The sequence below is a fragment of the Paenibacillus contaminans genome (assembly GCF_003285015.1).
Taxonomy (GTDB): Bacteria; Bacillota; Bacilli; order Paenibacillales; family NBRC-103111; genus Paenibacillus_V; species Paenibacillus_V contaminans.
The window spans coordinates 108169-132661 of the sequence record NZ_QMFB01000014.1 but is presented as its reverse complement, the minus strand read 5'-3'; the positions used below and the strand labels follow the sequence as shown (position 1 = coordinate 132661).

The 24493-nt window shown below is 50.9% G+C and carries 17 protein-coding genes; 4 read left to right on the top strand and 13 right to left on the bottom strand.

Annotated elements, in window-relative coordinates; translation table 11 throughout:
* Nucleotides 1–50: 50 nt before the first annotated feature.
* From DQG23_RS22845 to DQG23_RS22835, 3 genes are all read right to left on the bottom strand, one after another.
* Nucleotides 51–1646 (bottom strand): extracellular solute-binding protein, encoded by a 1596-nt coding sequence (locus tag DQG23_RS22845; protein ID WP_113033199.1) that lies wholly within the window; start codon nucleotides 1644–1646, stop codon nucleotides 51–53.
* A gap of 228 nt (nucleotides 1647–1874) precedes the next feature.
* Nucleotides 1875–2744 carry a carbohydrate ABC transporter permease gene (locus DQG23_RS22840; protein WP_238177988.1) on the bottom strand — a complete coding sequence of 290 codons (870 nt, stop codon included), beginning with the start codon at nucleotides 2742–2744 and terminating at the stop codon, nucleotides 1875–1877.
* Entirely contained in the window at nucleotides 2744–3679 is a 936-nt protein-coding gene (locus tag DQG23_RS22835) for an ABC transporter permease (RefSeq protein ID WP_238177987.1), read from the bottom strand. The genes DQG23_RS22840 and DQG23_RS22835 overlap by 1 nt, the downstream gene beginning before the upstream one ends.
* Before the next feature lie 191 nt (nucleotides 3680–3870).
* Here DQG23_RS22835 and DQG23_RS22830 point away from each other — a divergent pair, with 191 nt between their 5' ends.
* Entirely contained in the window at nucleotides 3871–5622 is a 1752-nt protein-coding gene (locus DQG23_RS22830; RefSeq protein ID WP_113033198.1) for a sensor histidine kinase, read from the top strand.
* Between the two features lie 30 nt (nucleotides 5623–5652).
* On the top strand, nucleotides 5653–6501 hold the full coding sequence (locus DQG23_RS22825; RefSeq protein WP_113033197.1) for a response regulator transcription factor: 849 nt from the start codon (nucleotides 5653–5655) through the stop codon (nucleotides 6499–6501).
* A 157-nt stretch (nucleotides 6502–6658) separates the two neighbouring features.
* Here the strand turns inward: DQG23_RS22825 and DQG23_RS22820 are convergent, their stop codons facing one another.
* The 8 genes from DQG23_RS22820 to DQG23_RS22785 form a co-directional block, all read right to left on the bottom strand.
* Nucleotides 6659–9439 (bottom strand): alpha-L-rhamnosidase, encoded by a 2781-nt coding sequence (locus DQG23_RS22820; protein ID WP_113033196.1) that lies wholly within the window; start codon nucleotides 9437–9439, stop codon nucleotides 6659–6661.
* A gap of 63 nt (nucleotides 9440–9502) precedes the next feature.
* On the bottom strand, nucleotides 9503–13012 hold the full coding sequence (locus DQG23_RS22815) for a DUF4838 domain-containing protein (RefSeq protein WP_158560652.1): 3510 nt from the start codon (nucleotides 13010–13012) through the stop codon (nucleotides 9503–9505).
* Nucleotides 13013–13072: 60 nt separating this feature from the next.
* Nucleotides 13073–13909, bottom strand: a complete 837-nt coding sequence (locus DQG23_RS22810) for a carbohydrate ABC transporter permease (protein WP_113033194.1) — start codon at nucleotides 13907–13909, stop codon at nucleotides 13073–13075.
* A 35-nt stretch (nucleotides 13910–13944) separates the two neighbouring features.
* A complete protein-coding gene (locus tag DQG23_RS22805; protein ID WP_238177986.1) occupies nucleotides 13945–14916 on the bottom strand; it encodes a carbohydrate ABC transporter permease in 972 nt (323 codons plus the stop codon).
* Nucleotides 14917–14960: 44 nt separating this feature from the next.
* Entirely contained in the window at nucleotides 14961–16433 is a 1473-nt protein-coding gene (locus DQG23_RS22800) for an extracellular solute-binding protein (protein WP_113033193.1), read from the bottom strand.
* Nucleotides 16434–16722: 289 nt separating this feature from the next.
* A complete protein-coding gene (locus DQG23_RS22795; RefSeq protein ID WP_113033192.1) occupies nucleotides 16723–19038 on the bottom strand; it encodes a helix-turn-helix domain-containing protein in 2316 nt (771 codons plus the stop codon).
* A 151-nt stretch (nucleotides 19039–19189) separates the two neighbouring features.
* Nucleotides 19190–20488: an alpha-glucosidase/alpha-galactosidase gene (melA, locus tag DQG23_RS22790; protein WP_113033191.1), complete on the bottom strand. Its 1299-nt coding sequence runs from the start codon at nucleotides 20486–20488 to the stop codon at nucleotides 19190–19192.
* A 128-nt stretch (nucleotides 20489–20616) separates the two neighbouring features.
* On the bottom strand, nucleotides 20617–21048 hold the full coding sequence (locus tag DQG23_RS22785) for a disulfide oxidoreductase (RefSeq protein WP_113033190.1): 432 nt from the start codon (nucleotides 21046–21048) through the stop codon (nucleotides 20617–20619).
* 372 nt (nucleotides 21049–21420) lie between these two features.
* On the opposite strand from DQG23_RS22785, the gene DQG23_RS22780 reads away from it, so the two are divergent.
* Together DQG23_RS22780 and DQG23_RS22775 are read left to right on the top strand one after the other, a co-directional pair.
* Complete coding sequence (locus DQG23_RS22780; protein ID WP_113033189.1) at nucleotides 21421–22293, top strand: AraC family transcriptional regulator; 873 nt, start codon at nucleotides 21421–21423, stop codon at nucleotides 22291–22293.
* A 95-nt stretch (nucleotides 22294–22388) separates the two neighbouring features.
* On the top strand, nucleotides 22389–23531 hold the full coding sequence (locus DQG23_RS22775; protein WP_113033188.1) for a phosphodiester glycosidase family protein: 1143 nt from the start codon (nucleotides 22389–22391) through the stop codon (nucleotides 23529–23531).
* A gap of 59 nt (nucleotides 23532–23590) precedes the next feature.
* Here DQG23_RS22775 and DQG23_RS22770 read toward each other — a convergent pair whose 3' ends face one another.
* Both DQG23_RS22770 and DQG23_RS22765 read right to left on the bottom strand, forming a co-directional pair.
* The gene (locus DQG23_RS22770) at nucleotides 23591–23986 is read right to left on the bottom strand and encodes a YtxH domain-containing protein (RefSeq protein WP_113033187.1); all 396 of its coding nucleotides are present in this window, start codon (nucleotides 23984–23986) and stop codon (nucleotides 23591–23593) included.
* Nucleotides 23987–24047: 61 nt separating this feature from the next.
* Entirely contained in the window at nucleotides 24048–24488 is a 441-nt protein-coding gene (locus tag DQG23_RS22765) for a DUF948 domain-containing protein (RefSeq protein WP_158560651.1), read from the bottom strand.
* Nucleotides 24489–24493: the final 5 nt, after the last annotated feature.

The window sequence follows — 24493 nt, the reverse complement described above, 5'->3', positions numbered from 1 at the left end:
AGATTAATAAATGAGTTGCTGCCGGAAATCGATTACCATAAACGCTTAACTTAACGTTTCGTTTGAACCTTCGAATACCAATCGCGAACGCGCTTCGTCACTTCTTCGCCGCCGGTACGATACCATTCCTTAACAAAATCGTCGAATTTCTCGATCGGGTACTCACCAATGATGATTTTCGTCATCACTTCCTGATACAGGGTGTGATTTTGGATGTCTGCATAACCTTCATAAACACTGGCAGGCAGTCCGTCACCGGCAATCGATTTGGAATAAGGTTGGTTATCGACTAAAATTTTGTCGCGCTGTTGAACGATTTTGGCAGTCCGTTCATCAAGTCCGCTGCCCTCAATCTTAAGCTGCAGTAAAATATCTTCCAAACTGAATATAAACGTGTTGGGAATTTTAGCCGTATTCGCATCGAGATTGATTGGCAGAAGCTTCTTCTTGCCATCGACTACTTGATGATCGACTCCTTCGAGGCCGTAAATGATTTCTTCCAGATTTGACGGATCATTAAACCAGTCCAGTATTTTCAAAGCGTTAATTACGGTTTCCTCGCCCTTGTTGGCGATCACGAATTCAGGACGATTAATTCGCATATGCGTAATGAAACCGTCGTAACCGTCAACTTTTGGAACCGGCAGAGCTACTAAATTAACGTCTTTATTGATCTCAAGAATTTTATCGATCTGCCCTGAAGCATTTTTATTGATGTGGAACCATGCTCCTACACGGTCTGAATTCAGTTTTGCCGTCCAATCAGCCGCCTTGTTCAAAAAGGTTTCGTTGTCCAGCAGTTTTTTCTTGTACATATCTCGCATATTGGCAATAGCGGCTTTCATATTGGAAGTTACGCCGGAATAAGTAATCTGACCGTCATAAATGTCCCACATCGGAAACCCTTCCCACATGGCTACGCCGTACATACCGAACAATACGTCCATCCAGCGGCCGAACTCTCTGCCGGAAATCGGAATTTCGTCGCTCGGATTGCCGTTCCCATTGGCATCTTTATCAAGAAACGCTTGCAAGACGTCATCCAACTGCTCCTTCGTCTTGGGAACTTCCTTGCCCACGCGATCCAGCCAGTCTTTGCGGATGAAAGCGCCATAACTCTGATAGAGCTCAACGCGCGGAATGTAATAGATTCTTCCTTTCCCTGAAGGATCTGCCGTCCGTACAACATTCCAAATTTCCTCAGGAATACGCTTCCAAATATTTGGCGCGTATTTGGGCAAATAATCAGTCAAATCCGCCAAGGCGCCTTGTTTGATCAAAGTCCCCTCAATTCCTTGCCACGGCAGGAACACGTCCGGCAGGTCATTGCTGGCAATTCGCGTGTTTAAGCGCTGTATGTATGCCGTTCCCCCTTCCCAAGGCACTAACGGCGAATGATAGCCGACTCCCACCTTATCGATCATCCATTTGGAATAGGGCGAATCTTTCTTTATCGCATTTTTGAAATTCCCGGAATTGCCCCATATTTCGATATAAGGCGTTTCTTTGGGCTTACCCGTTGCCGACTCTTTAGGCGTCTCCGCCGTTGATTCTCCTCCGGATTTGGAGCAGCCGGCAATCGCCGATCCAGCCAGAAGCAATACGAGGAACAACTTGCCGATGTTGCTTTTTCGAAAACTAAGCATAAAAATGTCCCGCCTCTCTTTGTTATATAGTAAACAACTGCAAGCAGTTGCGTACACCGGTCCTGGGGCGTGTCTGAACACTCACTCGGGGTCATCTTTCACCGCCTTTTCGCCCATGCTTCGTTCCGTTTGCGCAGGCCGACCCCCGGTACGCCTTCACAAACGCGCCTTTCCTGGAACGAAAATTCGGCAAAATCTGCTCCCCTCGGAGTTTCCAGTCACGCCCGATCATTTCACCGAGCCGAGCATAGCGCCTTTCACAAAATGCTTCTGCAAAAACGGATAAACGAGCAGGATCGGCAATGTGGCAAATATAATGGTTGCCGCCTGCAAGGTGTGATTATTGTAAGGTAACGCCATTCCTAATCCTCCGGACACCATATCGATGTTAACCACGTATTCTCTCAACTTTAACTGCAGCGGATACAAGACTTGGTCCTCAATAAACAATAAAGGATGCAGGAATTGATTCCATATACCGACTGCATAGAAAATACCAAGAGTAGCCAACACCGCTTTCGAGGATGGAAGGACAATTTTGAACAGCAGCTGGAAATATCCGCAGCCTTCTATTTGCGCCGCCTCTTCCAATTCCTTGGGCAGCCCCTTGAAAAATGTCCTCATAATAATCAGGTTAAAAGCCGAAACCGTATACGGAACAATAAGAACCCAGAACGAGTTGTATAAGCCGTAAGAGCGAAGCGCCAAAAAATAAGGAATGATCGGATACCGGAAAATCATCGTAATCACGATCATAATCATCAATAGTTTCGCTAGTTTAAATTCGTTTTTCGATAGAGGGTAAGCGAATAAGGACGTAACCAGCAAGCATAAGCATGTGCCTGCCGCCGTTACGAGAATCGTAATAAAAAACGAGTTCCACAACGGCTCCTGCTTCAGAACATATCGCCATGATTCCAGCGTAAATTGCACAGGCCAAAAAAATACCTTCCCTGCATCGACAGGTGTGGGACCGCTAAAGCTCGTCGCCAATACTTTTACAAACGGCATGAGCATGAGAATGGACAAAAGCCCGAGAACGAATGCGTTAACATACCTGAACAATACGTCGCCTTTGGTTTCGTGGACCCCGCTCACTACCACATCCCTCCTTCTTCTTGGTATCTTCGAGCCAAGCTATTGAAGAAGATGACCAAAATAAATCCGATCGTCGATTGAAAAAGGCCGATAGCGGTTGTTGAGCTGTATTGCCCTTGAACGATGCCGACCCGGTATACGTAAGTATCGATTACATCCCCGACCGGATAGGTTAAGGGCGTCAGCAGATTATAAATTTGCTCGAAGCTTAAATCCAGGAAGCCGCCGATATTTAGCAATAACAGTACAACGATAGTAGGGACTAACAAAGGCAAGGTAATATTGAACATCTGCCGCACTCTGCTCGCTCCGTCTACCATCGAGGCTTCGTATAGCTCGGGATTGATGCCGCTGATCGCCGCAAGTAAAACGATCGTTCCCCAGCCGGCTTCTCTCCAAATACTGGTTAGAACAACAATGGGACGAAAATACGCCTCGCTCTGCATAAACAAATAAGGCTCGAATCCGAACAATCCGCGAATCGAATTGACCACACCCGATATGGATAGAAAATCAAAGGCAAGTGCGGAAATAATAACCCATGAGAAGAAATGAGGCACGTAATAAATCGTTTGCAGCGTTCTTTTGAAAATCAAATTTTTCAGCTCGTTGAACATCAAAGCCAATATGACCGGGACGGGAAACACGAAGACGATATTGAATAAACCGATTATCGCCGTATTTTTTAACACTCTCCAAAATTGCGAATAGGCGAACAGCGATTCGAAATGTTTGAAGCCTACGAACGGACTTGCCAATATCCCTTTAAAAATCATATAGTCCTGAAACGCTATTATAATCCCCGCCAGCGGAATATAGCGGAACATAATAAGGAAGACTACTCCCGGAATGACCATCAAATAGAGCTGCCAATACTTGCGAAAATTTTTTGCCCACCCTTCCTTCCCCGCTTGTGTCTTGCTTGCCGTCAGCAATATTGTTCACCCTGCTTTCTTGTTGAAGTGTTCGTTTCTTTCATTGCGGTTTTCATCTTATCATCTGCATATATCAAGCGGAATGAGACATTCTTTAGCATTTGGTAGGACATCTATTAGAATGCGCTTTCAACATCCTTGTCGCCCTTGTCAATTTCTTCTATAATGATGGCAAGAAACGGGGAGTGCACATGCTGCGGCGTTTATGGAAAAGCGTTCTATACATCGGTTTCTCCAAAAAACTGTTTTCATACTTTTTGTTTCTTAGCGTTATTCCGATTCTGATTGTGATCCAAATCTTGTATTCGCAAGGGAAGAGCACCATACAAAACGCATCTATCGATTTCATTCAACTGTATGGATCCCAACTGAATACAACGATCAACAACTACGTGATGCAGGTCGACTATACTTCCCGTACGATTTTCAGCGATTATACAATGCTTGCTTATTTGCAAAAGGAATCCGCGCATTCAACCGGTGAACGCATTGAGCATAACTTGTCCATTTCCCGCCAACTGCTCCGGTTTGCCGACCAATTGCCGTTTGTTGAAGGCGTTATGATCATAAGCAATGAAGGCAACATTCATTCCACGGGCAATATGAACGTAGAAACCAATTACGCCTTGCTGTCCAATCAGAGATGGTTCCAGGAAGTGAATAAAGCAAACGGGCAGCTTACGTTAACCCCATACTACGGCCAAACTACGATCAAAGAACGCGAGTTTGATGTCTTTACAGCGGGACGTCTTATCAAAACGCAGCAAGGGGAAAAGGCGGGGATTATTTTATTCGAGCTTTCCTCCAGAAGTCTCGTTTCCTTGGACGCTCCTTTATTCAACCTTAACCAGCTGTATGAAGCGCGAGTATCCGTTCACAACAAAAATGGGGAGCTCCTGTTTGATATGATTCCGGATTACGGGGGAGCTGCCGGGCCAAAAGACGATTCGTCCCTCGATGCAGGATCGGTACTAAGCATTACGAACCTTTCCCCGGAAACGGGAATCAGCGTCACGATAAATGTACCGGAGAGAAACTTATACAAAAGGCTGGAGCGATACAAAAATCTTTCACTCCTCGTCACTCTGTTCGTTCTGATCCTCATTGCTCCCGCTTCAATCTGGATCAGCTATCATATTACGAAGCCGATCCACCGGCTTATTTCAAGCATGAGGCATGTAGAGCAAGGCCGTTACCGGGTCATTCCCTATTCGGGAAGGAAAGACGAGTTTGGCGTGCTGACCCGGCATTACAACGAAATGATTCTGCAAATCAAGCATCTGATCGAAGATGTATACAAGTCCAAAATCAAACAAAACGAAGCCCGATTTCTTGCCTTGCAAAACCAGATCAATCCGCATTGGCTGAACAATACGCTGGAATCGATCCGTATGGAAGCACAGATGAACCGTTCACCTGAAGTTGCCGAAATGATCAAAAAGCTCGGAAAGCTTTTTCAATTCGCTTTGAACAAATCAAATCAACCGAATCGAGTTCGCGATGAAATCGAATATGTCGAAACATATATCGCTTTGCAAAATATCCGCTTTGACGATCGCTTCAAGCTGCACGTGGAACTGGAGGAGCAGTTGTATGATTTCCTCCTTCCGAAGCTAGTGTTCCAGCCCTTGATCGAAAACAGCATCTTACACGGATTTCTTAAGCATGATCGCAGTTACAATATTTACATCGAAGGCAGAAGCGGCGGCGGCGAATGCCTGATCCATATTCGGGACGATGGGGAAGGAATGACGGAACAGCAAGTACAGCAAATTCGCAAGAGGATGCAATATCGCGGGATCGACGATACGCCTTCGGAATCGTTGGGGTTAATGAATGTAAACACTCGCCTGCTTCTTCACTATGGCGAAAGCTTTCGAATAACGATCGAATCGGAGCTTGGCCGAGGAACAACAATTTCATTTACTTTCCCTATCACCTAATAAGGAGTGCAGAAGGAGTGAGCTTCCGCCATGTATAAAGTCGTATTGATCGACGATGAGAACAAGATAACGCGAGGATTGAAGCAGATCATCAATTGGACGCAACTGGGCTGCGTTGTTGCCGGCGTCGCCTATAACGGCAAAATGGGTTTGCAAGTAGTCGATGAAACGCAGCCCGATATTGTGATTACGGACATAAAAATGCCTTACATGGATGGACTGGAGATGATCGAGGTACTGAAAAGCAAATCATCCCCTATCAAATTTATCGTGCTAAGCGGTTATTCCGATTTTCCATATATGCAAAAAAGCATCAAGCTCGGCATTAATAATTTCATTCTTAAACCGGTGGATGAACAAGAATTAGAGAACAGCGTTCTGGATGCGATCATGAGTATCGAAACGAGCAGGCGCGAGCTGGAGACGATCGCTTCCCTGCAAACTCGATCCAATATGTATGCAGAGCTTATCAATAAACAAGTTTTGTCAGGCGCCTCATCGGAGGATGCCAATCAAGCTATCTTAGCCGATTTCCGCGAACAGCAAATCAATCAGCAAGCCAGCATGATCCATAACATCAAAAAGTACATTGACGAGCATTACGCCGAGAATATTTCCCTTGTTTCCGCTGCCGAGCGTTTTTTCATTAATCCCAGTTATTTAAGCCAGCTTTTCAAGAAAAAAACGGATGATACGTTTCTGAATTACGTAACAAAAATTCGACTCGAGAAGGCCAAACGCTTATTGCAGGAAACCGATCTCAAGGTGTACGAAATCAGCAGTCAGGTCGGTTATAAGGACCCTAAATATTTCAGCAAAATATTCGAGAAACATGCAGGCGTCAAACCCAGCGACTACAAATCACCCGTCAGGTCTTGATGTAGGGAAGTACCCGTCTATCCACAGAATTCGCATCGAATTCTAGAGTAAAGGGCTGGTTTGCCAGCCGCTCCTCTAAAAAACGCCTCCAAACCCGCTGCATACGGGTTTGGAGGCGTTTGAGCGCAAACAAATACGCGCTAACCGAAATATGTAGTCACGCCGGACGGCATTCGAACGCATAGCTGCCGGATCGGATCTGCAGGACGACGTACCTTCTCGTTTCGTAGGCATCCCCCGGCTCGCGGTGTTTCGCTTTATGGTCGTTCGAGTCCCCGGAGTTTGAAGCATTGCCGCCCGTTATTCCGGCGACAGACGCGCGGAACGTTCCATCGGACCATACGAGAGTTCCGGACTCCCGAATCTCGATGCCGTCGGCTTCCTCCGCAGGAATCCAAACGGACGCCTCCGTCCCGACCGGAATGTCCGCCTGAAGCTGCAGCCGGAATCCCTCGTCCTCGCCTTCGGCTGTCTTCTTCCAGCCTGTGCTCACGAGCCCCCTCGGCGTCATCACTCGCCCTTCCGCATGCTCGAGTTCCTGCGGTACATAAGGCTTGATGCGGATGCGTTCCCAGCCCGCTTCTTCCACCTGAATGCCAGCGATGTATTCCACCATCATCCTCGCCGGATAGGCGTTCCAAGCGTGGCAATGGGATTCGATGTCGCCAAAGCCTTCCCAGATCGTCCGGGAACCTTGCCGAATCATATAGCCCCACCCCGGAAAATCGGTCTTCGTCAGCAAACGATAGCCCTCCTCCTCGCGGCCGTTCTGGAACAGCACATGGAGCAGGTTAAGCGACAGCAAGGTTTTGGTCTGGAGGCCCTGTTCCGCAATCGTATCCAGCAGCGTCTCCCGATCCTCCGGCGGAACAAAGTCATAATGCAGGGCGACGGCATTGGTGCCCTGATGGCTGCACGCGGAGCCGAAGCTGTCGCGCAGCCGCTTGCGCTCCGCATCGTACAGACTGTCGCAAATCGCCCGCGACAATTGCCCGAAGCGCGCGGTCATCTGCTCCGCTTCCGAGGCATAGCCGAGAATGCCGGCCATGTCCGCCATCAGCTTCAAGCCATGCGCAAGCTTCATATTTTGCATGGCAAGAAATTTGCCGCTTTCGTCGATTTCCTGGTACGGATGATCGCTGATATGCCATATGCGCGGCTTCACACCTGCGCTCTGCGGCACAAGTCCGAGCCTGAAATCCGTACGGCCGAAATAGTGCAGCAGGGTCTTTTTCGCAGGCGTGTAATACCGCTCAAGCGTTCGCTTATCCCCCGTAAAACGATACAATTTCCAGAGAATCGTCAGAAAATGCAAATCCCACTCCGGAATCTGGATATGGAAAGAGGGATGCTCGTAATTGGACGGATACATAAACGGAAACGTGCCGTCCGCAAGCTGACCGTCGGCAAAATCGGCCAATACTTTTTCCAGCATCGCAGCTGCTGAAAATTGGTACAGCAGCAGCTCGGCTTGCAGGTCGGAGTCGGCGAGATACTGCGCCTGCTCACGATGCGGACAGTCGACAAGCTGGCCTAGCGCATTGTTTTTTTGCGTTTGTACGCACGCTTCGTACATCTCGTTGAGCAAACTGCTCGACGAATGAAAGCTTCCTTCGCTGGAAAGCGCGGTATGAGCGGATACGATGCATACCTGGCGAGCTTCGAGCAGCTCCGGGTAACCGGTCGCTTCCACGTAGCGGAACGCCTTATAGGAGAAGCTCGGCTCCCATGTCTCCTCTTCTGCGCCGCTCATCGTATACTCATCGTAATAATACTCGGATTGTTCATTGCAAACGTTATGCTTCACGCAGCCACGCTCATCCAAATCCTCGGAATACCGCAGTCGAACCGTCGTTCCTTCTATTCCTTTGACCGCCAGCCGGACCCAGCCGGAAACGATTTTGCCCGCATCGAACACTTGCCGGCCGATTTCCTGCACAGGCATCGCAACCGGTACGATCGTCTCCTCGACCGCTCCTTCCGGTATCGTTTGCCATTTCATCGGCCAGCACTGTCCCTCGATGGCGGCTGCCATAACGGCTCTATTGCATGCTCCTTCATAGTCAACGGTCGTCCAGCCGGCTTCCGACTTACGGGCGTCGAGCGACTCGATTGCGGAAATACGGCGATTTTGCTGGTAGCGGGTTCCGATTTGATGCGGGATGCTCGCGAGCGTTTCCCAGGTTTTATCCGTTACGACGATTTCCTCCGTTCCGTCCGCATAGGCGACATGCCCTTGCAAAAGAAAACCCGGCTCGCCGTTTACGTAGTTTTGCCCATCGCCGCCGAGGTAGTGAACGATCGCCGCCAAACCATTATCGCCTTCCTGAATCAGCTCCGTAACATCATAAGCTAAATAATATTTCGTTTGGCGCGGATTGGTCGGCGCCGGCGACCCGTAGCCCCCGACCCGCGTTCCGTTCACAAACAACTGCAAGTAATGATGCGCCGAAACAAACAGCTTGACCCGTTCCGCTCCCTTCCTAACCTGTACGACTTTGCGAAAATATGCAAAATCGTTGATGCCCTCATCAACCGGCTTCCAAATCCATGATGCCGCATCAGCCTGCTTCCAAATCCATGCCGCCTGCCAATCGCCGGCGAACAGCCCCGTATCGAAATATTCGGGCGCGGATTCCGCGAAATCTTCGTTGTCATCCCAAACGACCACCTTCCACCAATAGCGGGTATGTCCCTTTAAAGGTGGTCCGTCATACACAACGCGAAGCGGATGGCCTTCCATGCGCCCGCTGTCCCACGTTTTCCCTTCTCCATGCTCGAGCCCAGCCAAATCTATTGAAATCATTACCCGGAAAGCGGTTTGCTTCGCCCCGCGCCGTTCACTGCCAAGTTTCCACGTAAAAGCGATCGATCGGTCATCGATACCCATCGGCCGCTCCAGATCGTTGACGCGCAAGGAATGAATCGATACATTCAAAACAAAATTCCTCCTTCATTATTGAAAATACGCACCGACCCGCAAGCCGGTGCGTATTTCCCGTTAATTGGCAAGCTGATGGAACGAAGCATCGTCGACGTACACTTCGGTTTCCGTCTCGGTTCCGTGTATGACGACAACAAACGTCGTAAACTTCACTTCTGTCGCTCCGATATACGCGGGTATTTCTCCTGCATAATCGATGGCAGACCATCCTTGTGAGGCTGCCGATAGCGGTTTTGTCTCACTGAGCAAATTGCCGATCCTTATGCCGGCCGCATCGAGCAGATTGACGGAAACCTGGATCGTGCCGGAAGTCGCGACGCCATCGGGAATCCGGAAATACGCCCTCATGGCGAACGGTCCTGCTTTGGCTTGGAAGGTTTGGAACGGTCCTCCCCGATCAAGTCCCTTCGCAACCAAAGCAGCCTGCCCTGTATGACTTATTCCTTCGATGCGCTTAATGCTGCCTTTGGATTGAACCCATAATGACCACGGAGGAGCCGTCAACATTCCCGACTCGAACGAAGCATTGGCGTTAACCGGCGCCGCTCCGTTCAGAATCGCGAGCAAAAGCCGCGCATATTCACGTTCCGGAGTATTTTCCGCAGTCTGAGCCCAAGCAGTCACTTTATCCATAACCATAGCCGAACCGGGTTCTTGGTTCACGATCATGTCCGCCATCTTCCAGAACGTTTGCGGACCCGGCCTCGCTCCGCCTTGTTGATAGATAACGAAGTCATCGATGTACAAGCCCGTTCCGCTTTGGAAGCCGTTAACGACCCCTACGACCTGCAGCTTTTTTACTTCCGTATTGTTGATATACGCCGGAACATCTCCCAACATTTCGATAGACGCCCAGCTCCCGGCCGTATTCGCGAGAGGCTTCAACTCGGACTTGACTGTCGCCAAATTTTTGCCCTGCGCATCTTGGTAATTGTAAGACAGTTGGATCGTCGCCGTAGTCACGATGCCTGCCGGCGTGTAGTAATGTAATTTGGCTGCTGCCAATCCGGGCGAGATTGGCACCGTTTGAGCGGGACCTCCCCGTTCCAGCCTGTCAATAACCAAGCTTGCCTGCCCGCTATGAGCGATATCCTGCGACCGCTTGATGCTTCCCGTCGATGCCACCCATAACATCCATGGAGGGGCCGTTTGCGCACCGTCCTCGAATGAAGCGTTAACGGTAAGCGGCTGCAACTCGAGCATCGTGGCTTGAAGCGTCTCGGCATAGTTCCGAATCAATGGAGACGGATGGCTTGAAGCGTATTCATATACGCGCTGGGTAACCGTTCCGCCGGAAGGCTCGTTCGCTTTCATATAGTCGACCAGATGCCAAAAATCGTATTTATTCCAACCGGACCAATCGATAAACGGCATAATGGGAAACGCTAGCATAGGATCGTTCTTGAACTGCTCGATCAGTTGTTTACGGAGCTCCCCGGCCTGCAGCCTGCTTTCGGTCGTCGAAACCGTTTCATCGAGCGTCGCCAGGGCAGCCTCAGTATCGGCCAGTGGTTCGCTTTGCTTCGGATAACTGAAAGCGGACGCTTCGTAATATTCGAATGAACGCATCATTGCGCTGGCACGAGCAAGCTGCTTGTCCGTAACCGCTTTGGCCATTACCGACTCCAACAAACGTCTGCTTTCGGCCATATCTTCTTCGGTCACCATACTCAAGTAGAAGGCATCGTCAAGCGGCATATACGTATTGTTTTTGCTGGCTTGAAACCAGTCCGATGCAGGTACGCGCTCGGTCCAGAATCGTTCCCACAGCTCGAAATAAGCAGCCAAATCCGGAGCCGCCGCCGCCCCTACCGCGCGTTCGTACCATTCATTTAACAGTGTATCCACATCCGCATAAGGATTCCATTGCAGCTTGGCTGACAGCCACGCTTTCGGCCCCTCGCCGGCATTATTATAAATTTCAGCGTAATGTGCGGCGATTCCGTGCTCCGCAGCGTATTGATAATTGTCCGCCATTAGATGCGGATAAACGCGCGGAACGAAGAACATGGCACCGTATAAATAATCATACCATCCCAGTTGGGCTGCCTTCTCCTGCCATTGACCGGTCTGATCATGTCCGGCCTGCCGGACCTCAGAATCGACCCATGTCAAGCGGTCCTTCGTAATGAAAGGAATAACTTGCGGATGCAGCGGAAACGAAGGCGGGTCCATCACTTCCTGATACGCAAGCAAGCCGAACCATTTATCAGGGTACACAGCAGTCACTTGTTCAACCACTTGATTCACCCAGTTGTAATAAATGTCGGACATATCCGTAAGCCCGATCGAGTTCATCCGATTCGGATAATTCGGGTGCGACGGGTCCATTTCACAATATCCACCGGCGTCGTTGACTCCGAGCGAATAAGAGGAAGCCCCCGGATTCGCGCTAAAATAGTTCAGGATGCCGTAAACCGCAGCGTCGACCGTTCCTTGAGCCGTAAAGCAAGGCTGCCACCCGTATTTCACGCCTGGAGCCGGCGGCTTGCTGTTGGGGTAAAATTCGGGATGCGACGCACCGTATACTTCAACCGGAAAAAGCGAAGAAAGGTTATGGTGAAAGCTGACCGGAGCGTTCGGTCCCTGCAGCAGGTTTCGGTCCCGCCACTCATACGTCTTACGTCTCCATTCCGGCTGGTTCATATCGGCAGGATTGCCAGTAAGCGGGCTCAATACCCGGAGCAGATTAGCCGGTTCTTCCCGAATGTCGATCACAGGCAGCGCAATGTCGCTGTGCTCCGGCACATCTTCGCCATCTTCACCAGGCAATAACCAACGAACGCCGACGTAACGCTCCAAAAAGGCGTACACGCCATGCTTCGTTCCTCTACTCGTCGGTCCGATGATGTAAAGTTCCTGCCCGCTCGTTCGAATGATAAATCCGTCGCCGTTCAGTGTATCCAGGCTATCGTACAAATCCGTATTCGCGGCCGGGATGCCATGTCCGATATAGATCCGCGCATAGCTGTCGTATAGACTTCCTTGCGCCGCCAATTCGGCTTCCGTCACGATCGGCAGGCTAACGCCTGTCGACTTCCCTACATACTCAATCAACGTGTTGGCCGCCGCGCGCTCTTCAGGCTGTTCTTCCGCTGCGGCTACGATCACGACTGCTCGCGCTTCGTCGTCCTCAACTACAACAAGCGGCGAAGGAATTTCCGCAGGTACCGCAACCGCCGACGCCGCTACGGGAACGGCCCCCTTGAAAGAAACGCTGTACACGACCTCAAGCTCTGAGTTCCCGGAAGCTAGCGGCTGTACGGCAAACGTCGCGATCTTTGTTGGTGGACCCCAGTCATATGAAGTCGGAATAACGACTTCAGCCGCCCCGCCGTTCACATGCCGGGTAATGGTAAAATCGCTACTTTTCGGCTTTCCGCCAGGCGGCTGTTTGTTGAACTTGGCCTGAATCGTACCGTTATCCGCATGTACCGAAACAATAATCCCTTGGCTTTTCCCCGGATCATTCCCCTGATTGTTCGCGGAGCCGAACGACATGCCGGGAAACGTGAGCAGCAGACACATAACAAGCAAAACGGAACCTAAAAATTTCGTTCTCCTCATGCTCATCCTACTCTCCTCTTGTACGAAATGGTTATCCTTCGGGCAGCAACGGATCACCGGCTACCCTTTCACCGCTCCCAGCGTAGCCCCTTCCATAATCCAGCGCTGGAAGAACAAGAACATGATGATGGAAGGAACCGTCGCGATCATGACGCCCGCGAACAGGGTCACCCAGTCCGACGCGTACTGCATCATTTGGTTCGCCTGGTACATGTTGACGCCGATCGTATACTTTTTCGGGTCGCTCAAATAAATGAACGGTCCGAGAAAGTTGTTGTACAAGCCGATAAATTTGAAAATCGCGACCGTCACGATACCGGGCATCGATAACGGCATAATAATGCGGGTGAACACGCCGAACAGCGAGGAGCCGTCCATGAATGCGCTTTCCTCCAGTTCCTTCGGAAGCGACTGCATAAAGCCGCCGAGCAGCATCAGGAAAAATACGCTTTCTCCCAAGCTGTCGAGGATCACAAGCCCTGTCAAGCTATTCGTCAAATGCAAGTCGCGCATCAGCACATACTGCGGAATCAGCGCATTGATGCCGGGCAGGAACAGCGACAGCATAATGACCGCCCAAATCAGCTTCCGGCCTCTGAATTCCAGACGGGTGAGCGCATACGCGTTGATCGCCGTCAGGAATGTGCCGATGAGCAGACTTAAGCCCACATAATACACCGTGTTGAGCATCGCTTCGCCAATGCCGAGCTTGGTCCACGCCTTGCTGTAGTTCGCCCACTTCCATACTTCCGGCAGCTTCCACACGTCCTGGAAAAACTCCCGGTTCGTCTTAAGCGATTCGTACAAAATCCAAATGATCGGAAACAGGATGGTAAGCGACCATACGACCAGCAGCACCCACCAAACGAGATCCAGAATTGAACGTTTCTCTTTCATGATTGTTTTACCTTTCCGGCATCGCGACCCGTTGCCTAGTATTCGATCTGCCTGTTAGGGATCAGCTTATCCGTCAACAGCTTCGCGCCGACCAGAATGACGAACAGAAACATGCCGATGGCGGAGGCGTATCCGTAATTGTGGAATTCCGCGCCGAAGGCCAGGTTAAACATATACAAGCCGATGACATCGGTTGAGCCGGCCGGCCCGCCGTTTGTGAGAATAAGCTGTTGTTCAAACCCTTTTAGCGAACCCAAGACGAGAAACAGCGCGCTAATCCGCACAATCGGCATAATAAGCGGAATGGTGATCATAAACATTCGCTTCATATGACCGGCCCCTTCCAGAATGGCGGATTCGTACAGCGATTTCGGGATCGTGGCCATAGCGTTGATGAAAATGATGATATAGAAGCCGACGCCCGCCCAGACGTAAGGGGGAATAATCGCCCAGATCGCCGTTCGCATATCGCCTAACCAGTAAAAATCGCCGATCGGCACGCCAAGCAATCGAAGCAGCGAGTTCAGCAAGCCGAAGCTTCCGTCATAAACAAACGCCCAGAGCAGCGCAACGACGACCGTCGACAACACGTTGGGGAAGAAAAACAGCACCTTGAATAGAGGCGTCCCCTTGTATCCTTTGTTATGCAGCAAATACGCGAGCAATAAGGATATACCAATGACAAGCGGCGGGATGGTAAGCATATAAAACAGATTGTGAGAGAGCGCGCGCCAAACATACCGGTCCTGAAACAGCTTGACGAAATTGTCCAGCCCGACAAAATCCGGCTTGGATATACCGTTCCAATCCAGCAGCGAGTAATACGCCGACAACAAGTTCGGATATAAGGTGAACAGAAGATAACCTCCGAATGCGGGCGTAACGGCCAACAAAACGAACAATCGCTTCTGCATCTTCGCCTTCTTCATCCAGCCGTTCCCCGCCGAACGCGTCCGATAACCGTTGCCGGCCCTGGTGTCAGGACTTGTCGACATGCTTGCAGTCATTCCTTTCGCCTAATAGCAAGGGGGAGGAAGCCCCCCGATGCCCGTTATTTTTTCTTCGAGTCAATCGCTTTCTTCATAAAAAGTTCCACCTCTTGCAGCACATCCTTCGGATCTTTCTTCCCTTCGGCGATCAGCCCTCTGTTATCGTTTAGCAATTTATCGGCCTGCGCCCGCTCCGGAGCGGACAGCGTTACAGCGAACGAGCCCGTTTCCCCCATCACTTTGTTCGTTTTCATGTATTGGAGCATCGCTCTCGGAGCGTCCTGCAATTTCTCCGCGCGCGCTTGATCATCCATATAGTCGCTGCGAATCGGCAATTGCCCGCCCTTCTCCGCGAACGCTTGCTGAACGTCGAGATTCCACAGCCACACATTGAACTCTTTCGCCCATTTGCGGTTTAATTCCGGTTTCTTTCCCCAAATATAAGCGCCGCCGCCTGCCGATACACGCATCCATTTCGTGCTGTCCGGCTTGTCGCCATACGGTACGACCATAAAACCCCATTCGAAATCTTTCGGCATCGAATCCTTCATTTCATTGCTGACCCAGACGCCTGTCGTCACCATCGCCGCTTTGCCTTGCAGCACTTGCATTTGCGACTGCGTATGATTGAGGCCGGCCGCTCCCGGCGAGAAGTATCCCCGTTTGCCAAGCTCATACATCCGGTTGTACATATCGATATACTCCGGAGACGTGTAGAACGGCAGCTCGAGATTACGGTAGTTGCTCTCAATCGTCTTCAGGTTGCCGCTAATTTCAGCTAGCTCGAACAGCTTCCACGGGCCGGTAAACGCATAATCCAGATAACCGATAACCGTGCCGGGATAAGTGATCGGGATGACACCTTTCGCTTTAATGTCCTCACACAGCTTCAGGAACTCATCCCATGTCCGCGGGTTTTGATTCCAGCCATTTTGCTCGAACAGCTTTTTATTGAAAAACAAGCCTGTCCCCGTTCCGTTCATCGGCAGCGCATACGTTTTATCCAGTATTCGCGCAGCGCCCTTGTACTGCCCTTCTAGCGCCAACTCCTTAAGCGTCTTGCCCGATCCGTCGTACGTTTTGCGATCCCACAAATCCTCTTGCGATTCCAGTCGGCCTTCTTTGATCAGGTTGACCGCTGTGTCGTTAAAGCCGGCTGGCGGTCCATTAAACATGTCGAACATATCGTCATCGTTGTTCGCGGCGATTTTCGTGTTGACCAGATCGCCGATTTTTGGAGAATAGACGACTTCAAAGCTGACGTTCGGAAACTTCTTCTTGAACGTTTCCATCGCATAATCGAACCATTCGCGTCCCGACCCCCCTTCAAAAAAGCCGAATTTAAGCGTCACTTTCTCGTCTTTAGGCAGTCCGTTCTCCGGATAAACAGCCGCTTGCTTGCTCGCCGGACTCGGAGATGCGCTCTTCGCCGGCTCCCCTTTATTTTCATTGCTCGTGCCGCCGCATGCCGTTACCGCTAAGGCCAGCGTCAGACTGATTAGCGGCGTTGCTGCTCTTTTACATGTTGTTTTCAATACTTATCCCCTCCTGTATGGTGTGAACTGTCGTATTTCGAATGATGCCGTGAGAGGTTGCAACCGTTCTCGTGAAAACCTTATCATCCGCGCTTTCCGGTTGTAAATAAACGGTTTATGACCGCTAAGCAAAAATTGACGCGGTCTTTTTTCGCTTCTGTCACATGCCTTGGAACCGTACGATAAATGAATGCAAAAAAAAGCCCGGAACGCCTCAGCCGCAAAGGTCGCGGGCAGTTGAAGCATTGTTTCCGGACTAAACCTTTATTTACGAATTAACTTTTTTTATTTATGCCAGATCCTTGCGGTAATTGCTCGGCGAATTGCCGGTCTCTTTTTTGAACACCCGGTTGAACGTGATCGCGCTCGCATAGCCGACTGCTGAAGCGATTTCCTGAATGGGCCAATTTGTCTTCTCCAGCAGTTCTTTCGCCTTTCTCATTCTTATGTCCGTAACGTAATCGATAAATTTCACGCCGAATTCCTCTTTAAACAGCTTGCTCAAATGGCTCGGCTGCAAGTCGAACGTATCTCCGATAAGCGAAAGAGACAATTCCGGATTCCCGTATTGCTCGCCTATGTATGTTCTGACTTGGCGAATAATCTGACGTCCGCTCTTGCTGTCCCGGAGGTCGCGCATGCTCTTGAACGTTTCCCGCAGCTCCCGCAAGCTGGCTTCGTAATTGTCCTCAGCGGTCTCCGCCTTCTCCGCCAAGTGTTTTAATCGGGGATGCACGGCCGCCCAATGATGCTGAAGTTCGGTCGACAGTTCCATCATTTCTTTATGGAGGTTCGACACAAAATAATGGAAGATCATCCTCAAGTCTTCACGGGAATATAACTCTGCTCTTAACGAGTCGTACAGTTTATGGAACGCCTTCTCCCATTCCTCGTCTCCGGCCCTGAACAACGCACAAACGCTGCGAATACCGGCAAGGTGGCGAGAGGTTTCGCCCTGCGGGAACGACGCCAAATCGTTAAGCGTAATCACTCTATCCTTCCCGACCGACGATTTGAACTGGAGCGCATACATCGCGCTTTGATAGGACGAAGAGACGCGCTCAAGCCCGCTCACATCGGCGCCGATGGAAACCGTAACGGTAAAAGGCAGATGAATTCGGATCCAATCCGTCATCATTTCTGCAAACGCGTAAAGCCTCTGCCCGGAATTGCATTCTTCATCCACGGCGCAAAGCACCGCAATCGTCCCTCCGTCCGTCCATTCCATCCATGTGCGAAGCCCTTCTTTGTCCGCCATTTCACGAACGGCTAGCTCCAATACTTGTCTGAACAGAAATTGATCCCGTTTTTGATAGCCTCCCTCAAATTCAGCATAACCGTCGATTTCCGCAATAAGTACCGTCAAGTTGTCTTTTTCCGGTTCAATGCCTATTCGCTTCAATTCTTCCTCGCACCGTTCACCCTGCCCGTCTCCCGTTATCATGTCAAGAAATAGATGCTTTCTGCGGTAGGTCGAATTTTGCCTGTTCTCTTCCTGCAATAGCGTGGAATGATCGAGCAGTCCGTCGATTGCTCTTTCAATCGTTTCGAATTCATCCTTTCTCGCTCCGAAAGCGATGCCAGCCTTACGTTCGACCGATGCATGGGCAATGCGGGCCGTAATATGCTGGATCGGACGATAATTCCTCCGCGATACGTAAACGAGCCATACGATTCCCAGCACGATGACAACAGCTCCGAGAGCCATCCAAACATAGAAAAGCGAAGAAATCCATTCGATGATTCCCGATTTGTAGGCCCCGCTGCGAATCGTCCAGCCGGTGTAGTCGGAAGTGACATGCGACCATTCCTTTCCGCTATCCGGCTTTTCAGTCCCGTTTGACGAAATATCATTGCGAAATTCATCTCTCGAGGCGATCAGCTTGCCATCTGCGGTAACCATCTCCACGTAGTTCAGATTATTATTCGAATTGCCCCGTAGTATTTCTCCGATTTTGTTCGTACTGACGTTTACCACAATCAAGCTGCGATTCGCCAAATCCGCAAATTTCACCAGGCTGATCACGTTTTCGGAATTGCCGTCTTCTCTTTCCGCGAACGCTCCCCGATTCACCCAACGATGCGACGTAAGGCTTGAGCTATGTTTGCCGATAAACTCCTTGTCACCGAACTGTTCGATCGGAATACGCGCATTCGGGGTCAGCACCATAGCGTCGAATGATCGATACAAATAAACGGATTGGACCATATCCTGGCTTCGAACCATTTCGTTAAGAAAGGAGGCAGCCTGCAAATCGATATATTCCCGCGTCTCGCTGCTTGCCGGTTGATAGAATCGCTTTATCGTATCGTTTGCCAGAATCGTACTAAACATCCAATCGTCAATCCTCGACAGCGAAGTATCAATCATCTGCATCAAATCGTTGGATAACGATTGATTCGCAGTGCGGGCGGCTCGTTTGGACATTTCGTTCAACGACAAATAGGCGAGTGACAGCAGAGTCAAACTGATCGCCAAAAAAACCGGAAGATACGATAACAACAGCCTGTTGAACCAGTTCATACGCAATATCTTACCTCGTTCCACGTCGTTCCCTATTTGCATTTGCGTGTCGTGCCGATTCGCTACTCTATTGTCGAACAACCGGAGACCTCGTTTTCATCATCTATGTTAATACAATTTGCCTTGAATTGAAATAGCTTTCACGCATCAATCAACCTGCGGCTGTGCCCTTATGTTGGCATAAACAAAAAGAATCCCCGTATGCCGTCTACCGGCAAACGGGGACAAAATATTAGTTATACTTCGGCAGCCAGTCGCCGTGCGCTTCGATCAGATCGTCGCAAAGCGCTACGATATCGTCGATGGACAGCTCCGCGCTCGTATGCGGGTCAAGCAGCGCGGCGTGGTAAATATGCTCGCGCTTGCGGGTAATGGCCGCTTCCAGCGTGAGCAGCTGCGTATTGATGTTCGTGCGGTTGAGCGCAGCCAGCTGCGGAGGCAAATCGCCCACGTACGTCGGCGTCACGCCGCTTGCATCGACGATACAAGGAACTTCCACGCATGCTTCTCTAGGCAGGTTTGTAATCAGTCCCGTGTTCATGACGTTGCCGCCGATTTTGAACGGGATGTCCGTCTCCATCGCTTCAAGCATGTGGGAGGCATATTCATGCGAACGCGTATGCTCGAGATGTTTGTTGTTCACAAGCTCTTCGCGCATTGTCTTCCAGCGGCTGATCTGATTGACGCAGCGGCGCGGGTATTCGTCCAGCGGAATGTTAAAGCGCTCGATCAGCTCCGGATAATTCCGCTTGATGAAGTACGGATGGTACTCGGCATTATGCTCGGACGACTCGGTTACGTAATAGCCGAAACGGAACATAAGCTCGTAACGCACCATGTCGTGGTGGATTTCCTTCTGCTTTTCCTTCGCAAGTCTTTTCAGCTCCGGATACAGATCCTTGCCGTCCTTCGTCACTTCAAGCAGCCAAGCCATGTGGTTGATGCCCGCGACTTTCCACTGTACGCCGGTAGTGTCGACGCCAAGATGGTTAAACAAGTGCGGCACGCAAACTTGAACGCTGTGACACAGTCCGACGGTTTTGACGCCGCCGTATGTATTCATCGCATTCGTCAGCACGGCCATCGGGTTCGTATAGTTGAGGAACCAAGCGTCCGGGCATACCTCTTGAATATCCTTTGCAAAGTCCAGCATAACCGGAATCGTGCGCAGGTTGCGGAAAATGCCGCCGATTCCGAGCGTGTCGGCAATCGTTTGACGCAGGCCGTATTTTTTGGGAATTTCAAAATCCGTAATCGTACAAGGATCGTAGCCGCCTACCTGAATTGCATTGATGACATATTTCGCGCCGCGAAGCGCTTCCTTACGATCGGTATATGATTTAATCTCATTTTTGCTTCCGCATGTCAGCTTCAGGTTGTTCAGCATATCTTCCGAGTCTTTCAGCCGCTCGTGGTCGATATCGAACAACGCGATCTCGAAATCCTGCAAAGCTGGCGTCAACATGCAATCGCCCAAAACATTTTTGGCAAATACGGAGCTGCCGGCTCCGAGGAACGTAATTTTCGGCATATTATGGTCATCCTCCCGATAGGTGAGTTGCTTGTTCTTTCTTCCTTCACTATATCGGAAAAGCACAACACCGAACATGGAATGAAGCGGCTATTATATGGAGAAATGTAGTTTGATGCTCGCTTGCATTAGGCGTTTTTGCTCGCTTTACGAACCAGCAGCATAACGACGGTAATGATAATGAAGGCGATCAGAGCCAGCATAGGGATCGTAATAACGCCGAACCAGTCGAGATAGTCGATATCGCAGGGCACGATTCCGCAAGTAGTCGAATGCTCTTTAAAGAACGCCGTTTTCTGCACGAGATAGTGGTAGATCGAAATACAACCGCCAACCATCGCAAGCGGTAGGACATACCGGTAAACCTTAAAATCCTTTTTGACCGACGCTACGCCAAGTATGAAAACAAGCGGGTACATGAAAATGCGCTGAAACCAGCACAGCTCGCATGGCGCGTATTCCATCACCTCGGACAAGTACAGGCTGCCGCCCGTCGCAAATACGGCTACCGCCCATGCAAATTGCAAACCATTGTTCAGAATGAACTGCTTCTGCTTCATCATAAAATCCTCCTAAATAGATCCGTTTCCTTTCTTATCGTTCCTTTATCATCGCGCAGGTGCTTCCGAAAATCAAGTGGCTCACAAAATCGCCACATAGGGATAAAGGCTACCCCGTCCTAAACGCTTTCAAAGAAAGCGACATCGTAAGCATAAGCTAAGGACGAGCGCGTTTACCGGGAAATCGAACAATCAGCGGAGGATTACTTCCCGGCATTTCAAAAAGTTTCATTTCAACCTACGATTGTCCATAGCATACGGACAAGCCATCGCGTAAAATGATTCATATAGAGGTTCAACAGGACATTTGTCGTTTGGCGGCATAAGCTTGCGGCCGGCGATCATCACATGAACCGTATTGGGAGGCTCCATATGCAGCAATCGTTTCACTCCGTCGCGATCAATCCGTTCCCGGGCAAAGGCGAGATCGTCGTCCTTTTTGCGGGACATGCCCAAACGGCCCCCGACCATAAAGTCGGTCCCCAGGTGCTCGATTATTACTTGGTGCATAACGTCGTTTCCGGTAGCGGCACCTTCCAATGCAGAGCGCAATCGTACGATTTGCAAAAAGGCTCCAGCTTTATGATCTTCCCCGGCGAGCTCGTCAGCTATGCTTCGGATGCCGAGCAGCCCTGGATGTACCGCTGGATCGGCTTCAAGGGCAACGATGTCGACAGATTGTTAAGCAAGGCCGGCATTTCGGCCGACCGCCCTGTCGCCGATACGAGCGCGAGCCGTAAAATAAACGCCCTGCTCCATCAAATAGAGCTTGCGCTTAGACAAGGAACGCCGAATTGCGACCTTCGCGCGGACGGCTACATGCGATTGCTGTTCGCCGAATATATGAACGGCAACGCCGTCATGAATCAAACGGAAAGCGAGCCGCTGTCCGACAGCAAACGCCAGGTCGACCACGCGATCCGCTGGCTGACGCTGCAATATTCGCAGCCGATCTCGATCGAGCAGATGGCCGCATCGCTCGGCTACCACCGCACGCATCTGTCCAAGCTGTTCAAGCAGCAGACAGGCATGTCGCCGATGTCGTATTTGCTGCGGCTTCGCATGGAACGCGCGAAGCTTCTGCTCGCCGGAGACTTGACGATCGAGCAAATCGCTTCCTCGGTCGGGTTTACCGACGCGCTTTACTTCTCGAAGCAATTCCGCAAATGGTACGGCACTTCGCCTACCCAATATCGAAGCATCTTGCACGAGCAAGGCGCAGGACGCTTCGACTGCTCGCGATAACTTACATTATTTTGCTATTTGCCCGAATCTCGAAACCTTTTGCCGATTTTTTTCGTTTAGATAGGCGTAACGAACCGACAGAGAGGGAGCATGATATGACGCAACCGACGGTTTCCCGTCAACAGACGATAAACGGTACGAGGAGAAAAGCCGGTAAGAAAAAGAAAACTACATTTCTCCGCATTTTCATTTATACAGCTGTCATTATGCTGAGCTTGTTCGCGATGTTCCTGGCATGGTTCTTCTTCACTACATCGGGCAACAAGCTCCGATACTTGGCGGCGGATACGCTCATTTCGACGCAGCACCGGCATTGGGCCGCTTATTTGATCGGTAAGAAAGAGCTTGCCGTCCGGGTTGACGAGTACATGAAGCAATTCGACAAATACGCTGAAGCTCCCATCGTCACGCAGCCGTCGTTCGAGCCTTCGCCTACGGGACCGGCAACCGGCAACGAGCCCGAGAAACCGTCCATCGAAGTGAAGCCGATCGAAGGCAAAGGCCATTTCGGCTATTATAAAGGCTACTTGTTATTTGTCCACGACCCTAAGAAGCTGCGGATCGTCGTTCCGGATAAGTACGGGAAAGGCGAGAAGGTATCCGCTATGGTCAAGCGAACGGGAGCGCTCGCAGGCGTCAACGGAGGCGGCTTCGTCGATCCGGAGTGGAAAGGAAACGGCTTCCAGCCTACCGGCATCGTAATGTCCGGAGGGAAAATCTTTTATTTGGATTCCGGCATGAATACGCCGATTCATATCGTGGGGATCGATTCGGAAGGCAAAATGATCGCCGGCAAGTATACGCCTAACGACCTTCTCAAAATGAAAATGTCGGAAGCCGTCACGTTCTCTCCGCGATTTATCGTTAACGGAGTGGGACAAATAAAAGGTCCCGAGGACGGCTGGGGCGTCGCGCCGCGAACGAGTATGGCGCAAACGGCGGACGGCACGATTATTTTCGCGATCATCGACGGCAGGCAGACGCACAGCATCGGCGCTTCGCTCTACGAAATTCAGGAAATTTTCCTGAAGGAAGGCGCGATCATCGCCGCCAACCTGGACGGAGGCTCCTCAACCGTGCTTGTGACGGAGGAAGGCATCGTCAATAAACCGGCCAGCGAATTCGGCGAGCGGTTTTTACCCACCGCCTGGCTCGTCTTTGACAACCCGCGCACGGCACCGATCAAGAATGTCTGGGAAGGCGTCGACATCAACAAAATCGATCCGTCGAAGTGGTAAAACGACTTTAAAAAAACGTCCATCGTCGGCTTCGGCCTTCGGATGGACGTCTTTTTGCGTTATTTAACTTCAATAAGCTCGCGCTCCTCATTGGCAACCGGCTGCCCCGTCTTCCGCTCCTCCAGCGCATCCACCTCTTCCTCCGACGGTTCTTGGCCGCTGCGGGATTCCCTCCAAGCCTCCACTCTGGAAGCTACTGCGGATGCGGCTTCCTTCGCCTTCCCTACCCATTCCGAGGTTTGCGCGCCTACCGATTTCGCCACTTCCTGCGTTTTTTGGCTTACGTTTCCGGCAAACTGCTGCGTTTTCTCGCCTATGACCTGCGCTTGCTCGGCGATGTCGGCGCGAAGCTCGCGGCCCGATTTCGGCGCGAACAATAAAGCGGTCACCGCTCCGACTACACCTCCGACAACCGTACCGATCAGAAAGTTTTTACCGTTTGACTGTTTGGCCATTGTTGTTCACTCCTTCAATTTTATGTGACACGGCCGGCGGTCCGGCTCCTTGGTCCCGAAGTTATCCCCGTTTGGATCGCAGCTTCCGCACGTTATCCCACATGTCGATCGCGAGCCCCGCAAGATCGGCCGTCTCCCTCGACTGGCTTCGTTTGGCGCAAAGCGTTTCGCTAACGTCCTCAGCGGTATCGCAAAACGCGTCGGACAGCTTCCTGAAGGAACCGCTTGCCGACCGCATCGCTTCTCCCGCCTGGCGTACGGCTCCGAGCACAGGATCGAATGCCGCCGCGCGCTCATTCATACTCTCGGTCAGCTTGCAGGCGCTTCGCATAAGCGGCTCGGCTTCCCCGCCGATCCGTTTCAGCTCGGAACGCAGCTCCGACAGCGTCAGCTCCGCTTCCCGAATCGCGCTTTTCGCTCCGATAAGCAGCATGATCGTATATCCTGCAAGCACAGCAACCGAAACCGCAATAATGCCGATGGCGATCTGAAGCACAAGCATGCCGT

Bases quoted from the DNA above. Each gene is read 5' to 3' on its own strand.
- DQG23_RS22765 (WP_158560651.1), bottom strand. From the start codon at position 24,488: ATGCTTGTGCTTCAGATCGCCATCGGCATTATTGCGGTTTCGGTTGCT.
- DQG23_RS22805 (WP_238177986.1), bottom strand. From the start codon at position 14,916: ATGACTGCAAGCATGTCGACAAGTCCTGACACCAGGGCCGGCAACGGT.
- DQG23_RS22780 (WP_113033189.1), top strand. From the start codon at position 21,421: ATGCAGCAATCGTTTCACTCCGTCGCGATCAATCCGTTCCCGGGCAAA.
- DQG23_RS22815 (WP_158560652.1), bottom strand. From the start codon at position 13,012: ATGAGGAGAACGAAATTTTTAGGTTCCGTTTTGCTTGTTATGTGTCTG.
- DQG23_RS22825 (WP_113033197.1), top strand. From the start codon at position 5,653: ATGTATAAAGTCGTATTGATCGACGATGAGAACAAGATAACGCGAGGA.
- DQG23_RS22830 (WP_113033198.1), top strand. From the start codon at position 3,871: ATGCTGCGGCGTTTATGGAAAAGCGTTCTATACATCGGTTTCTCCAAA.
- melA (WP_113033191.1), bottom strand. From the start codon at position 20,488: ATGCCGAAAATTACGTTCCTCGGAGCCGGCAGCTCCGTATTTGCCAAA.
- DQG23_RS22785 (WP_113033190.1), bottom strand. From the start codon at position 21,048: ATGAAGCAGAAGCAGTTCATTCTGAACAATGGTTTGCAATTTGCATGG.
- DQG23_RS22810 (WP_113033194.1), bottom strand. From the start codon at position 13,909: ATGAAAGAGAAACGTTCAATTCTGGATCTCGTTTGGTGGGTGCTGCTG.
- DQG23_RS22770 (WP_113033187.1), bottom strand. From the start codon at position 23,986: ATGGCCAAACAGTCAAACGGTAAAAACTTTCTGATCGGTACGGTTGTC.
- DQG23_RS22845 (WP_113033199.1), bottom strand. From the start codon at position 1,646: ATGCTTAGTTTTCGAAAAAGCAACATCGGCAAGTTGTTCCTCGTATTG.
- DQG23_RS22775 (WP_113033188.1), top strand. From the start codon at position 22,389: ATGACGCAACCGACGGTTTCCCGTCAACAGACGATAAACGGTACGAGG.